Origin of the sequence: Phreatobacter sp. (assembly GCF_051860605.1) — a bacterium.
Lineage (GTDB): Bacteria > Pseudomonadota > Alphaproteobacteria > Rhizobiales > Phreatobacteraceae > Phreatobacter.
Genome location: NZ_JBHYDR010000004.1, coordinates 207,260 through 221,357, shown reverse-complemented (window position 1 = coordinate 221,357; position 14,098 = coordinate 207,260). Strand labels below are relative to the sequence as shown.

The window sequence follows — 14,098 nt, the reverse complement described above, 5'->3', positions numbered from 1 at the left end:
GCACGGTCGCGAAAGAGGCCGCGACCGCCTTCATACTCCATTCAGCACGGCTCGTGATGACGTTACGTCACCTGTCGGCGCGTCACGTGCCGCGGAGGAAATTCACGATGCCCGAGAAGTCGGTCCCGGCCTCGCCCTGCGCCGCATAGAGACCGTAGAGCGCGGTCGCCCCGGCGCCGAGCGGCGTGACCGCACCGGCGGAGCGCGCGGCATCCTGCGCCAGCTTCAGGTCCTTGAGCATCATGGCGGCGGTGAAGCCGGCCTGATAGTCGCGATTGGCCGGCGAGGTCGGCACCGGTCCGGGCACCGGACAATAGGTCGTCAGCGACCAGGACTGGCCGGAGGACTTCGAGGCGATGTCGAACAGCTTCTGGGCATCGAGGCCGAGCTTCTCGGCCAGAACGAAGGCCTCGGAGGTGGCGATCATGGTGATGCCGAGGATCATGTTGTTGCAGATCTTGGCGGCCTGGCCATTGCCCGGCCCGCCGGCATGGACGATCGTCTTGCCCATGGCCTCCAGAAAGGGTTTTGCCCGCGCGAAGGTTTCATCCTCGCCGCCGCACATGAAGGTGAGCGTGCCACCCGTTGCGCCGCCGACACCGCCGGAGACCGGGGCGTCCAGCATGGCGAGGCCCTTGCCGGAGGCGGCCTTGCAGACCGCGCGCGCCGTATCGACGTCGATGGTCGAGGAATCAATCAGCAGCGCGCCGGCCCTGGCATGGGCGATGATGCCGGCCTCGCCGAGATAGAGCGCGTTCACCTCGCGGCCGGAGGGCAGCATGGTGACCACCACGTCAGCCTCGGCGACCGCCGCGACCAGCGATGCGGCGCGCTGGCCGCCGGCCGCGACATGGCGCTCCATCGCCGCCTCCGTCACATCCGCGCCGAGGACGCGGTGCCCCGCCTTAACGAGGTTGGCGGCCATGGGGCCGCCCATATTGCCGAGACCGATGAAGGCGATGGTGCTCATTGTGTCCCCCAGAGGTGTCTGGCCGCGGTTCAGTCGGCGGCCGGTTCGTCGGCCTGACGGCCCGCAGCCGCCGCGACCAGGATGTAGAAGGCAAGCAGGGCGAGATCGGCGGCCGAGGCCATGGCCGGACGCGCGGCGGACTGGACCCAGCCCTGCATGCCGATCAGCACGGCCGCATCGATGCCCACCGCGACCAGGACGGCGATGATCCAGACAACCCCACCCCAGGATGCCGCCAGCCAGAGCCCGACGCCCGCCACCGGCTCGATGACGGCGAAGAACACGGTCGCCGCCTGCAGGCCCGGCGCGAAATCCTCGAACGTGATGCCGTCGGCATTGGGCAGGCCGCAGATAACGGCCCAGTGGAACAGTCCGCGGCCGATGGTCAGCACGGCCAGAACCTTCATGAACAGGCGGAAGATGCGCGCCCAGTCGAGCCGTACCACGCTGCCAGGCGCGGCAATCGGCGCTTCGCCCCGGGTCTGGTCGGCGGGCACCGTCATGGCCGGACCGGCGGCACGAGTTCGCCGCCGTCGAGCGGGGCGAAATGGGCCTCGACCATGGCCGGCGTCACCCCGTCAAGCGCTGCCGGCTGCCAGCGCGGCGCATTGTCCTTGTCGACGATGACCGCGCGCACGCCCTCGTAGAAGTCGTGTCCGCGGCAGATGCGCGAGACGATGCGGAACTCGGTCCGCATGGCCTCCTCGAAGTCCATCGACCCGCCGCGACGCACCTGGGCGAGCGCGACCTTCAGCGAGGTCGGCGATTTCGTGCGGATCGTGGCCGCCTGCGCGGCGCACCAAGGGTCGGTCGCGCCCTCCGCATCGAGCGCGGCGACAATCGCCTCCACCGTGTCGAAGCGGAAGCACCGGTCGATGGCGGAGCGACGGCTGGTCACGCTTGCCGGCAGCATCGACATCTCGGCAAAGGCCTCCAGCGTGTGATCGACGCTTTCGCGCCCGCACAGTGCCTCCAGCACCTCGGCAAAGCGCGCGGAGGCCATGACATGGGTGGCCAGCCCGGTGGACAGGGCATCGCCCTGCTTCATGCGCTCTCCGGTGAGAGCGAAATAGGCGCCCGCCTCGCCGGGGATGCGCGGCAGGAAATAGGTGCCGCCGACATCGGGGAAGAAGCCGATCCCCACCTCCGGCATGGCGAAGGTGAACCGCTCGCCCGCGACGATATGGCTGCCATTGATCGAGATGCCGACCCCGCCGCCCATGACGATGCCGTCGACGAGGGCGACATAGGGCTTGGGATAGCGCTTGATCAGGATGTTGAGCTCGTATTCCTCGCGCCAGAAGGCCAGCGCCTCCTCATGCCGGCCGGACTTGCCGAGGTCGTGCAGCACGCGGATGTCGCCGCCGGCGCAGAAGGCACGGTCGCCGGCCCCCTTGACCACCACGCGCGTGACCCCCGGATCCGCCGCCCAGGAATCGAGCGACTTGCGCATCTCGCGGACCATGGTCAGCGTCAGCGCGTTCAGCGCCTTCGGCCGGTTCAGCGTGATGATGCCGGCGGTGCCCCGCCGCTCGAGAAGCACTTCAGGTTCCACGGCTGCGTCTTTGGCTGCGTCTGTCATGGGGCCTGATATCACGCGCCGAGCAGGTCACGCGAGACGATCACGCGCATGATCTCGTTGGTGCCTTCCAGGATCTGGTGGACACGCACGTCGCGCAGCACCCGCTCGATCGGATAGTCGTTGAGATAGCCGTAGCCGCCGTGGATCTGCAGGCAGCCATTGACCACCTCGAAGCCGACATCGGTGGCGAAGCGCTTGGCCATGGCGGCGAGCACGGTGGCGCGCGGTTCGCGGTCACCCACCGCCTTGGCCGCCCGGCGCACCATCAGGCGCGCGGCCTCGAGCTCGGTGGCATAGTCCGCGATGCGGAATCGCAGCGCCTGGAAATCCTTGAGCGGCGAGCCGAACTGGCGGCGCTCCCGCATGTAGTCGAGCGTCCGGTCGAGGCAGAACTGCGCCCCGCCAAGCGAGCAGGAGGCGATGTTCAGCCGGCCACCGTCGAGGCCGGCCATGGCGATGCGGAACCCCTGCCCCTCCTCGCCGATCATGTTCCCGGCCGGCACGCGGACATTATCGAAATCGACCACGGCGGTCGGCTGGCTCTTCCAGCCGAGCTTCTTCTCCTGCGCGCCGAACGACAGGCCCGGCGTGTCCTTCTCGACGACGAAGCAGGAAATGCCTTTCGCGCCTTCGCCACCCGTCCGCGCCATGACGACATAGATGTCCGAGCGACCGCCGCCGGAAATGAAAGCCTTGGCGCCGGTGATCACCCATGAATTGCCGTCCCGGACCGCGCGGGTGCGCAGCGAGGCGGCATCCGAGCCGGCGCCCGCCTCGGTCAGGCAATAGCTGGCGAAGGTGTTCATGGCGCAGAGGTCGGGCAGGTAGCGGCTGCGCAGGTCCTGATGGCCATAGGTGTCGATCATCCACGCGGCCATGTTGTGGATGGTGATATAGGCGGTGGTGGAGACGCAGCCCTGCGCCAGTTCCTCGAAGATCAGCGCCGCATCGAGGCGCGTCAGGCCCGAGCCGCCGACATCCTCCTTCACATAGACGCCGCCGAAGCCGAGGGCCGCCGCCTTGCGCAGCACCTCCTCGGGAAAGACCGAGCCGGCATCCCAGTCGCGGGCGTGGGGCGCCATCTCCCCGCGCGCAAAGTCACGGGCGACCGTCCGGAACGCTTCCTGATCCTCGGTGAGCGCGAAATCCATGGGGGACACCATCGGCCGGTCGGCGGGCGACACGCCCGCCGCGATCGGCCGCCATGCGCCCGAACCGCCATGGATTAGGCATCCCTGCCCGCCCGGGTCAATTCGGCCGGGCGGAAGAGGCCGTTGCGCAGAGGGCCCGACAGGGGCCTATCGGTTGCCCATCATGTTTTTCACGACGCCGAGGACGGCCAGCAGAACGCCACCGCCTGCACCGCCGGAGACGAGGCTCGTCAGAATGCCCTGAAGGGAGAGGCCGCCGCCGGCCATCAGGCCTGGAAGCACGGCCGCGATGATCTGCCCGCCCAAGCCCCCGCCGACGAGGCCGGCGATGGAGTTGATCAGGGTGCCCTGGTCGAGGTTGGGCGAGGCCCGGCCCGCGACATTGCCGCCGACCGCGCCCGCGATCGCCTGGATGAGAAGTGGCAGCAGATTTTCCATGAAGGGTCTCCCGTTGGCCGTGCCCGCCGGCACCTGCAAGGACCAGGTGCGCCGGCAATAGGACATCATGTCAGACAGGAAAACCATGCGGATGAGACCTGACGGACGTGCCTTGCCGCGGGACTGTTCGGAACCGTTCCAGAATGGTAAGTCCGGAGGATCGAAACCGGCGGCCAAGACGCGCCGCGAGGACAACGGTTATGACCCTGCGTGCGCTCCGTCCGGCCAGTTCCGATCCGCAGACGCAATCCGCATCCAGCCTCGGCCTGACCACCCGCATGCGCCGCAACCGCAAGTCCGACTGGTCGCGCCGGCTGGTGCGGGAGACCGTGCTGACCACCAACGACCTGATCTGGCCGATCTTCCTGGTCGATGGCTCCGAGGCGCGCGCGCCGGTGGCCACGATGCCGGGCGTCGACCGCGTGTCGATCGACGAGGCAGTACGCGAGGCGGAAAAGGCCGCGCGCCTCGGCATCCCGGCGCTCGCCCCCTTCCCTTATGTCGACCCGGACCTGCGGGACCCGGTCGGCTCGGAGGCAGAGAACCAGCGCAACCTGATGTGCCGGGCGGTGCGCGCGATCAAGCAGGCGGTGCCCGAGATCGGCCTCGTCACCGATGCCGCGCTCGATCCCTATACCTCGCACGGCCATGACGGCGTGCTCTCCGCCGACGGGCGCATCCTCAACGACGAGACGGTGGCGATCCTCTGCCGGCAGGCGCTCGCACTGGCCGAGGCCGGTTCCGACTGCATCTCGCCCTCCGACATGATGGACGGGCGCATCGGGGCGATCCGCGCCGCGCTGGACGGGGCCGGGTTCACCGACGTGCAGATCATGAGCTATGCGGCCAAATATGCCTCGGCCTTCTACGGCCCGTTCCGCGACGCCATCGGCACGAAACAGACGCTGATCGGCGACAAGCGCACCTATCAGATGGACCCGGCCAATTCCGACGAGGCGCTGCGCGAGGTGGAGATCGACCTTGCGGAAGGCGCCGACATGGTCATGGTCAAGCCGGGCCTGCCCTATCTCGATATCTGCCGCAGGGTGAAGGACACGTTCGGCGTGCCGACCTTCGCCTACCAGGTGTCGGGCGAATACGCGATGATCGAGATGGCCGCACGGGCCGGCGCCATCGACGGCGAGCGGGCCATGCTGGAAAGCCTGACGGCCTTCAAGCGCGCCGGCTGCGACGGGATCCTCACCTATTTTGCCCCGCGCGTGGCCGGCCTCCTCGCCGCCGCCCGCTGAGCCGTGGCTGTCTTGCGCAAGGCCGTCAGGCTCGCAGGTCTCGCTCCCCTCATGCTGGCCGGCTGCGGGCCGGTGGTGGATCAGGCCAGCCTCGATCTCTGCCGCACCACGCTGCCCGCGCTCCATGCCGAGGGCGCGGCGATCCGCGAACTCCGGCATGGCCCGGCCCCGCGGCCGGTATCCGGCCTGCGCATCGACTATCTCGCCCAGGAGCCGGGACGGCCCCGCACCGCGCATCACGCCACCTGCGTGATCGGGCAGCGAACGGACGGCCGGCGCGTTCTGGCCGGCCTTGAAACCGAGCGCGGGCCCCTCGGCGAGGTTCGGCTCGCCATTCTGAAGCGCTGGTGGCTCGGCGAGCGGCCTCTGCCGGCCACGGAAGGAAGCCACCGTGACGCCGACCATCGCTGACATCGAGGCCGCCCGGACTGTCATCGCCGGCCAGGTGATGCGCACGCCGATGCTGCCTGCGCCCTCGCTGTCGGCGATCACCGGCGCCCAGGTCTTCGTCAAATATGAGAACCTGCAGGTGACGAGTTCGTTCAAGGAGCGGGGCGCGCTGGTCAAGCTGGCTTCGCTCGGCGAGGCCGAACGGGCCCGCGGCGTCATCGCCATGTCGGCCGGCAACCACGCCCAGGCCGTGGCTCTGCACGCCGGGCGGCTCGGCATTCCCGCGACCATCGTCATGCCGGTGACGACGCCCTTCGTGAAGGTGGCGGCCACCCGCTCCTTCGGCGCCAGGGTGGTGCTGGACGGCGAGACGCTGGCCGAGGCGCAGGCGCGGGCCGAGGCGATCCAGGTCGCGGAAGGCCTCGTCTGGGTCCACCCCTACGACGATCCGCATGTCATGGCCGGCCAGGGCACCATCGCCTGCGAGATGCTGGAGGAGGTGCCGGATCTCGACATGCTGGTCATACCGGTCGGCGGCGGCGGGCTTATCGGCGGCAATGCGGTGGCGGCACGCGCCATGAAGCCGGGCATCACCATCGTCGGGGTGGAGGCGGCGCTCTATCCGTCCATGTGGAACGCGCTGAAGGGCGGGGACCGGCCGGTCGGCGGGCCGACGCTCGCCGAGGGCATCGCGGTGAAGATCGTCGGCCGCTCGACCCTGCCGGTGGTGCGCGAGCTCGTCAGCGACATCGTGCTGGTCAGCGAGAGCGAGCTCGAACGCGCGGTGAACCTCTACCTGACCCGCCTGAAGACCATCGCGGAAGGCGCCGGCGCCGCAGGGCTTGCGGCCATGCTGGCCGAACCGGACCGGTTCCGCGGCCGCACGGTCGGCCTCATCCTGTGCGGCGGCAATATCGACCCGCGCATCCTCGCTTCCATCATGGTGCGGGAACTGGAGCGGGAGGAGCGCATCGTCTCGTTCCGGATCACCATTCCGGACCGGCCCGGCCTGCTGGGCACGGTCGCGACCCTGCTCGGCCGGCTCGGCGCCAACATCCTCGAGGTCGAGCACCGCCGGCTGTTCCTTGACACTCCGGCCAAGGGCACCAAGCTGGACGTGACGGTGGAGACGCGCGATGCCGAGCATGCGCGCGAAATCGAGGCGGGTCTGGCCGCCGAGGGCCTGCCAGCCGTCCGGATCGAGACCGGCGGCGGCGAGGTGATGTGATCAGCGGCGCGCCCCGCCGGAGGCGCAGGCTCCGGTGTGCTGCAAGGGCTCTTGCCGGCCGGCACGGCTTGCCTATCGTAGGCGGGCCTCGCACCGATGCGGGACGATTCCGACAGGCCGGCCCTTGACGCACCAGCCGCGCGACACGCCGCAATTCTATCTCACGGCCCCGACGCCGTGCCCCTACCTGCCCGGCCAGTTCGAGCGCAAGGTGTTCACGCACCTGGTCGGGCCGAAGGCGCCGCACCTCAACGACATCCTGACCCAGGGCGGCTTCCGCCGCTCGCAGTCGATCGCCTACCGGCCGGCCTGCGAGACCTGCCGGGCCTGCGTCTCGGTCCGGGTGCCGGTGGCCGATTTCCAGCTCACCCGGGCCTTCCGCAAGGTAATGCTGCGCAATGGCGACCTCGTCGGCGAGATGCGCCCGGCCGTGCCGACCTCCGAGCAGTTCTCCACCTTCCGCGCCTATCTCGACTGGCGTCACCGCGAGGGCGGCATGGCTGACATGACCGTGCTCGACTATGCGATGATGGTCGAGGACACCCATGTGAAGACGCGGCTGGTGGAATATCGCCGGCGCGACATCGACACCTCGGTGACCGGGCGCAGCCGCGGCGAACTGGTGGCCGCGGTGCTGACCGACATTCTCGGCGACGGGTTGTCGCTGGTCTATTCGTTCTTCGAGCCGGACCAGCAGAAACGCTCGCTCGGCACCCTCGTCATCCTCGACCACATCGCCCGCGCGAAGGCCATGGGCCTGCCCTATGTCTATCTCGGCTACTGGATCGAGGGCTCGGACAAGATGGCCTACAAGGCCCGCTTCCTGCCTCAGGAGCGGCTGATGCCGGAGGGCTGGGTCAGGGCCGAGTCCTGACCCGCCCTGCCCCTCGCCCGACCCGCCCTGTTGCTCAGCGGAACGGCGGCGAATATTGCAGACCGCCGCGGGTCCACAGCTGGTTCGGTCCGCGCGGCAGGCCGACGCGGCTGCCGGCGCCGAGATTTCGGTCGAAGCTCTCGCCGTAATTGCCGACATGGCGGATGATGCGCACCGCCCAGTCGCGGGTCAGCCCGAGCGTCTCGCCGTAATTGCCGGTGACGCCGAGCAGGCGCTTCACCTCCGGGTTTTCGCTCTTGAGCTGCTGCTCGAGATTGGCCTGGGTGATGCCCAGTTCCTCCGCCGAGATCATGGCGAACAGCGTCCAGCGGACGATGTCGAACCATTGCGGGTCGGCCTTGCGCACCCAGGGGCCGAGCGGCTCCTTCGAGATGACCTCCGGCAGGACAACATGGTCCTCCGGCGTCTTGAGCAGCAGCCGGTTGGTCGCCAGCTGCGACATGTCCGTGGTGTAGGCATCGCAACGGCCGGAATCATAGGCCTTGGCCACCTCGTCGAGGCTGCCGAAGGTGACGACCTGATAGGTCAGGCCGTTGGTGCGGAAATAGTCGGCAAGGTTGAGTTCGTTGGTCGTGCCCTGCGAGACGCAGATGGTGGCGCCGTTGAGGTCGCGGACCGACTTCAGGTTGGCGGCCCTGCGCACCATGAAGCCCTGGCCGTCGTAATAATTGATGGCGGTGAAGGCGAGGCCCTGGCCGATCTCGCGGCTGATCGACCAGGTGGTGGTGCGCGACAGCACGTCGATATTGCCGGTCTGCAGGGCGATCAGCCGATCCTTGGAGGCGAGCGGCAGGAACTGCGCCTTCATCGGGTCGTCGAAGATGATGGCGGCCAGCGCGCGGCAGAAATCCGTGTCGAAGCCGCGCCAGACGCCGGCATTGTCCGGCTGCGAGAAGCCGGGCACGCCCTGGCTCGCCCCGCACATGATGTGGCCGCGCTCCTTGATGCGCTGGAGCGTTGAGCTCGCGGGCGCCTGCGCGAGCGCTGCACCCGCTCCCATCACGAGTGCGACGGCCGCGGCCGAAACCGAACGGAACGAGATCATGTCAGAAGCCCCCAGCGGCCCACGTTGCGCAGGCCCTTCGAGACCATTCAAGCAAACCGGTTGTTCTTCGGGAAGCCCTTCGGCGGCAGGCGCCCGGCATCGGCGCGGGTGCCGAGCCATTCGGTGAGATCGGCCTTTGCCACGGTCCAGGTGCGGTCGGAGGAATCCTTCCAGGTCAGGCCGTCATCGAGCGCGAAGGTCTTCAGGTCGACCATGCCGCCTTCCTTGTACTTCTGCAGCCGCACGCCCTTGCCGCGCGGCATTTCCGGTATCTGATTCAGCGGGAACACCAGCAGCTTGCGGTTCTCGCCGATGATCGCAACGTGGTCGCCCTCGACCGCCCGCACGGCGGCCAGTTCGTCGGGCGTATCGACGCCCATGACGTTCTTGCCCTTGCGGGTGTTGGCGACCAGGTCGTCCTCCGGCACGACGAAGCCGCGCCCGGCGCGCGAGGCGAGCAGCATCTTCCGGCTGCCGCGGAACGGCATGACGTGGAGGATGTCGTGCTCCTGTTCGAGATCGAGCATCAGGCGCACCGGCTCGCCGGCCCCGCGCCCGCCGGGGAGCTTGGCGCCCTCCAGCGTGAACACCTTGCCGTTGGTGGCGAAGACCAGCAGCTTGGATGTCGTCTCGGCAAAGAAGGCGAGTTTCAGCCGGTCGTCGGTCTTGAAGGCCAGGCCCGACAGGTCCTGGACATGGCCCTTCAGGGCGCGGATCCAGCCCTTCTCGGACACCACCACCGTGATCGGCTCGCGCTCCACCAGCGCCTCGGCGATGGCGGTCTCGTCCACCTCGACGCTCTCGCCGAAGGTGGTGCGGCGCTTGCCGAGCGGGGTTTCCTTGGAGAAGGCCTTCTTCACATTGCCGATCTCCCAGGAGACCGTCTTCCATTGCAGCGCCTCGGAGGCGAGCAGCTTCTCGATGCCGGCCTTCTCGGTGGTCAGCTCGTCATGCTCCTTGCGAAGCTCGATCTCCTCCAGCTTGGCCAGCGAGCGCAGGCGCATGTTGAGGATGGCCTCGACCTGCACCTCGGTCAGATCGAACCGCGCGACGAGGGCCTTTTTCGGCTCGTCGGCCGTGCGGATGATGCGGATGACCTCGTCGATGTTGAGATAGGCGATGATCAGGCCCGCCAGCACCTCCAGCCGCCGGTCGATGGCGGCGAGGCGATGGCGCGAGCGGCGCAGCAGCACCTCGCGGCGATGATCAAGCCATTCGCGGATGGCCTCCTTCAGGCTCACCACCTTCGGGACCCGGCCCTTGACCAGCACGTTCATGTTGAGCGGGATGCGGCTTTCGAGCTCCGTCAGCCGGAACAGGCTCGCCATCAACAGCGCCGCATCGACATTGCGCGACTTCGGCTCGAAGACGAGACGGATGTCCTCCGCGCTCTCGTCGCGCATGTCGTTGATCAGCGGCAGCTTCTTCTCGTTGATCAGCTCGGCGATCTTCTCGATCAGCCGGCCCTTCGAGACGCCGTAGGGGATCTCCGTGACCACGACGAGATAGGTGCCGCGTCCGGTATCCTCGCTGTGCCAGCGCGCGCGCGTGCGAAAGGCGCCGCGGCCGGTCTCGTAGGCCTCCTCGATGGCGGCGCGACCCTCGATGATGATGCCGCCGGTGGGAAAATCCGGGCCGGGCACATGGGCGAGCAGGTCGCGGGTGGTGGCTTCCGGATGGGCGATCAGGTGCAGCGCGGCATCACAGATCTCGGCGGCATTGTGCGGCGGGATCGAGGTCGCCATGCCGACCGCGATGCCCTGCGAGCCGTTGGCAAGCAGGTTGGGAAAGGCGCCGGGGAGCACCACCGGCTCCTCGTCCTCCTCGTTATAGGTCTTGCGGAAGTCGACCGCGTCCTCGTCGATGCCGTCGAGGAGGAGGCGCGCGACCTCGGTCATGCGCGCCTCGGTGTAACGGTAGGCGGCGGCGTTATCGCCGTCGATATTGCCGAAATTGCCCTGCCCGTCGACCAGCGGATAGCGCTGCGAGAAATCCTGGGCGAGACGCACCAGCGCGTCATAGACCGACTGGTCGCCGTGCGGATGGAACTTGCCGATGACGTCGCCGACGATGCGGGCGCATTTCTTGAACGCCGTGCCGGGGTCGAGCTTCAAAAGCCGCATGGCATGCAGGATGCGGCGGTGGACGGGCTTCAGGCCGTCGCGCGCATCGGGCAGCGCCCGGCCCATGATGGTGGACAGCGCATAGGCGAGATAGCGCTCTTCCAGCGCATCCCGCAGGTTGATGGTCTCGACGCCGTCGGCGTCATCGCCGCCGGGAGGCGTGATGCGCTCACCCATGGCGGGCCTCGCGAATCGGGAAAGGGATCATCCCTTCTCGATAGGGGGCGGAGCAGTTCGGAACAAGCGGCGAACAGCGGGGTTGGGGAGAGTTGCCATTGCATCGCCAGCCGCATCGCCGTCCAATCGGCCAGCCCCGGAGGTCTCCCATGCGTCCCCTGCTCGCCGCCGTCCTTGCCCTTGCCGTGGGCGTGCCTGCCCTGCCCTCCTATGCCCAGTCGCCGGAGCTGATCTTCCGGCGCTCCACCGTGTTCCGGCTGCTGTCGCCGAACGACAAGCTCGCCACCTACGGCATCGACGACCCGGAGGTCGAAGGCGTTGCCTGCCATTTCACCGTGCCGGAGAAGGGCGGCTGGGCGGGCGCCTTCGGATTTGCCGAACAGCTCTCCGAAGTCTCGCTCGCCTGCCGGCAGATCGGCCCGATCCGCTTCAAGAGCCGCTCCAGCCAGGGCGACGTCGTGTTCCGCGAGGGGCGCTCGTTCTTCTTCAAGCGGGTGCAGATCGTGCGGGGCTGCGACGCCCGCCGCAACGTGCTGGTCTACATGATCTATTCGGACAAGCTCATCGACGGCTCGCCGCAGAACTCGACCTCCACGGTGCCGATCATGCCCTGGGGCCAGCAGGCGGAGATCGCCCGCTGCGGCGACTTCATTTCTTGACGTCGGCGGGGCGCGTTTCCTGCGTTTCTGCAGCGGCGCACCGGACGTCGATACGCTGAAGGATGCCCGGCCCATATCTCCGGCCAACGCCCCGCCGGGAGACTGCCATGCCGCGCCGCCTGATCGCCCTCACCGCCCTCGCCCTTCTGTCCGCGATGCCGGCCCATGCCTCCGGTGGCATCTCCTGCACCGCGGACGACCGCGCGTCGAAGTTCACCATCGGCAGCCCCATCGGACGCTCGACGGGTGGTGCCTTCTTCCAGTTCGAGGGCACGCTCGAACTGCGCGCAGCCAACGTGGCTGAAGACTTCCGGAAGGTGAGCTTCATCAAGGAGCACCTCACCCAGAGCTGGTTCGACGCGCGCGACCTGAAGATGCACGTCCATTTCGAACGCGAGGGAGAGCCACACGGGACCATCGACCTCACGGTCGAGGCGCGGGGCAATGCCGACGCCGGGACCTGGCGCGGGCGCTACGTGCTGAGCATCGGCGAGACGGTGGACGGTGAGTTCCGCAGCCGCCGCATCACCGGGCGGGTGGCGTGCTCTGTCGAAGGGTGACGCTTGACGGCCGGCGCGGCATCTGCGCTATCTCTGCGCTATGAACGGTTCGATCATCCTCATCGGGATTATTTGCGGCTGAGCGTTTTCGCTGGCCGGTCGCCGTTCTTTGCCATACTCCCCAAGCGCAAAAGATCACGCACCCGGCCAGCGGCGGGCGATGCTGTGCGGAGACAGCTATGGCGATCAGGCTCTACAACACGCTGACGCGGCGAAAGGACGAGTTCCGTCCGATCGATGAAAAGAACGTCCGCATGTATGTCTGCGGGCCGACCGTCTATGACGACGCCCATATCGGCAATGCCCGGCCGGTCATCGTCTTCGACCTGCTCTACCGGCTGCTGCGCCACACCTATGGGGCGGAGCACGTCACCTATGCGCGCAACATCACGGACCTCGACGACAAGATCAACCTCAGGGCCCACGAGCGCGGCATTTCCATCCGCGAACTGACCGAGGGCACGGCGGCGCGGTTTCACGCAGCTGTCGATGCGCTCGGCTGCTTGCGGCCAACGGTGGAGCCGCGCGCCACCGACCATATCGAGGAGATGAAGGCGCTCTGCGAGAAGCTGGTCGCCTCCGGCCATGCCTATGTGGCCGAGGACCATGTGCTGTTCTCCGTGCCCTCCATGGCGGAATACGGAAAGCTGTCGAAGCGGCCGCTCGACGACATGATCGCCGGCGCGCGGGTGGATGTGGCGCCCTACAAGCGCTCCGACATGGATTTCGTGCTGTGGAAGCCCTCGCGCGAGGCGCACGAGCCGGGCTGGGACAGCCCCTGCGGCATCGCGCAGCCGGGCCGGCCGGGCTGGCATATCGAGTGCTCGGCCATGGCGTGGCGCCACCTGGGCGAGGTGTTCGACATCCATGGCGGCGGCATCGATCTCGTGTTTCCCCATCACGAGAACGAGGTGGCGCAGTCCACCTGCGCCTTCGGGCACAAGGTCATGGCCAATGTCTGGATGCACAACGGTTTCCTGCAGGTCGAGGGCGAGAAGATGTCCAAGAGCCTGGGGAATTTCGTGACGATCGACGAGTTGCTGAGCACGGACACGTTCGGCGGGCGCAAATGGCCCGGAGAAGTGCTGCGCCTCGCAATGATGAAAACGCACTATCGCCAGCCAATCGATTGGACAGCGAGGGCGCTTGAAGAAGCCGATGCCAAGATCCGAACCTATCGGCGAACGCTAGAAAAATTCAATTCGACAGAATCCGCAGATGTCCCTGAAGCCATCCTCAATGCCCTGAGCGATGACCTCAACACTCATTTGGCCTTAGTCGAGATTGATCGGCTAGACAGGCAAGCGAGTGGTGTTTCGGCAATTCCGCCCTCGTCCGAGACCGAGGCCATCGACCGCCAGACAATCGCCGCTGGGCAACTCCGAGCCAGTCTGGCTTTTCTCGGAGTAGATGTTGCCGCTCCGGCAGTTGGTGGCGTCAATAAGCTGTTTCATCTCCAGATCGAAACCCTCATCGCCGCGCGCCTTGCCGCCCGAAAGGCCAAAAACTTCGCCGAATCCGACCGCATCCGCGACGAGCTCGCGGCCATGGGCATCCAGCTCAAGGACGGCAAGGACCCGGCCACCGGCGAGCCGGTGACGACATGGGCGGTGATGCGATGAGCGCGCCT

14 protein-coding genes are annotated in these 14,098 nt (G+C 67.6%); 7 read left to right on the top strand and 7 right to left on the bottom strand.

Annotated features, from left to right (window positions below; all coding sequences use genetic code 11):
- Nucleotides 1–82: 82 nt before the first annotated feature.
- The 5 genes from mmsB to ACTIFS_RS08905 form a co-directional block, all read right to left on the bottom strand.
- Complete coding sequence (gene mmsB / locus ACTIFS_RS08925; protein WP_439573726.1) at nt 83–970, bottom strand: 3-hydroxyisobutyrate dehydrogenase; 888 nt, start codon at nt 968–970, stop codon at nt 83–85.
- A 29-nt stretch (nt 971–999) separates the two neighbouring features.
- Nucleotides 1,000–1,473 (bottom strand): DUF6163 family protein, encoded by a 474-nt coding sequence (locus ACTIFS_RS08920; protein WP_439573725.1) that lies wholly within the window; start codon nt 1,471–1,473, stop codon nt 1,000–1,002.
- On the bottom strand, nt 1,470–2,525 hold the full coding sequence (locus ACTIFS_RS08915; RefSeq protein ID WP_439573724.1) for an enoyl-CoA hydratase/isomerase family protein: 1,056 nt from the start codon (nt 2,523–2,525) through the stop codon (nt 1,470–1,472). Before ACTIFS_RS08915 ends, ACTIFS_RS08920 begins: the two co-directional genes overlap by 4 nt.
- A gap of 38 nt (nt 2,526–2,563) precedes the next feature.
- Nucleotides 2,564–3,703, bottom strand: a complete 1,140-nt coding sequence (locus ACTIFS_RS08910; RefSeq protein WP_439573907.1) for an acyl-CoA dehydrogenase family protein — start codon at nt 3,701–3,703, stop codon at nt 2,564–2,566.
- 147 nt (nt 3,704–3,850) lie between these two features.
- The gene (locus ACTIFS_RS08905; protein WP_439573723.1) at nt 3,851–4,318 is read right to left on the bottom strand and encodes a hypothetical protein; all 468 of its coding nucleotides are present in this window, start codon (nt 4,316–4,318) and stop codon (nt 3,851–3,853) included.
- A 23-nt stretch (nt 4,319–4,341) separates the two neighbouring features.
- Here ACTIFS_RS08905 and hemB point away from each other — a divergent pair, with 23 nt between their 5' ends.
- The 4 genes from hemB (at nt 4,342) to ACTIFS_RS08885 (ending at nt 7,883) form a co-directional block, all read left to right on the top strand.
- The gene (hemB, locus tag ACTIFS_RS08900; RefSeq protein WP_439573722.1) at nt 4,342–5,391 is read left to right on the top strand and encodes a porphobilinogen synthase; all 1,050 of its coding nucleotides are present in this window, start codon (nt 4,342–4,344) and stop codon (nt 5,389–5,391) included.
- A 12-nt stretch (nt 5,392–5,403) separates the two neighbouring features.
- A complete protein-coding gene (locus ACTIFS_RS08895; protein ID WP_439573721.1) occupies nt 5,404–5,802 on the top strand; it encodes a hypothetical protein in 399 nt (132 codons plus the stop codon).
- Nucleotides 5,783–7,009, top strand: coding sequence for a threonine ammonia-lyase (locus ACTIFS_RS08890; protein ID WP_439573720.1), 1,227 nt, complete (start codon nt 5,783–5,785; stop codon nt 7,007–7,009). Before ACTIFS_RS08895 ends, ACTIFS_RS08890 begins: the two co-directional genes overlap by 20 nt.
- 124 nt (nt 7,010–7,133) lie before the next feature.
- Nucleotides 7,134–7,883, top strand: a complete 750-nt coding sequence (locus ACTIFS_RS08885; protein ID WP_439573719.1) for an arginyltransferase — start codon at nt 7,134–7,136, stop codon at nt 7,881–7,883.
- Between the two features lie 34 nt (nt 7,884–7,917).
- Here ACTIFS_RS08885 and ACTIFS_RS08880 read toward each other — a convergent pair whose 3' ends face one another.
- Both ACTIFS_RS08880 and parC read right to left on the bottom strand, forming a co-directional pair.
- A complete protein-coding gene (locus tag ACTIFS_RS08880) occupies nt 7,918–8,949 on the bottom strand; it encodes an amino acid ABC transporter substrate-binding protein (protein ID WP_439573718.1) in 1,032 nt (343 codons plus the stop codon).
- A gap of 47 nt (nt 8,950–8,996) precedes the next feature.
- A complete protein-coding gene (gene parC, locus ACTIFS_RS08875) occupies nt 8,997–11,249 on the bottom strand; it encodes a DNA topoisomerase IV subunit A (protein ID WP_439573717.1) in 2,253 nt (750 codons plus the stop codon).
- A gap of 149 nt (nt 11,250–11,398) precedes the next feature.
- Here parC and ACTIFS_RS08870 point away from each other — a divergent pair, with 149 nt between their 5' ends.
- From ACTIFS_RS08870 to cysS, 3 genes are all read left to right on the top strand, one after another.
- A complete protein-coding gene (locus ACTIFS_RS08870) occupies nt 11,399–11,908 on the top strand; it encodes a CreA family protein (protein ID WP_439573716.1) in 510 nt (169 codons plus the stop codon).
- 107 nt (nt 11,909–12,015) lie between these two features.
- On the top strand, nt 12,016–12,468 hold the full coding sequence (locus tag ACTIFS_RS08865; protein ID WP_439573715.1) for a hypothetical protein: 453 nt from the start codon (nt 12,016–12,018) through the stop codon (nt 12,466–12,468).
- Nucleotides 12,469–12,647: 179 nt separating this feature from the next.
- Nucleotides 12,648–14,090, top strand: coding sequence for a cysteine--tRNA ligase (cysS, locus tag ACTIFS_RS08860; RefSeq protein ID WP_439573714.1), 1,443 nt, complete (start codon nt 12,648–12,650; stop codon nt 14,088–14,090).
- The last annotated feature ends 8 nt before the right edge of the window (nt 14,091–14,098 follow it).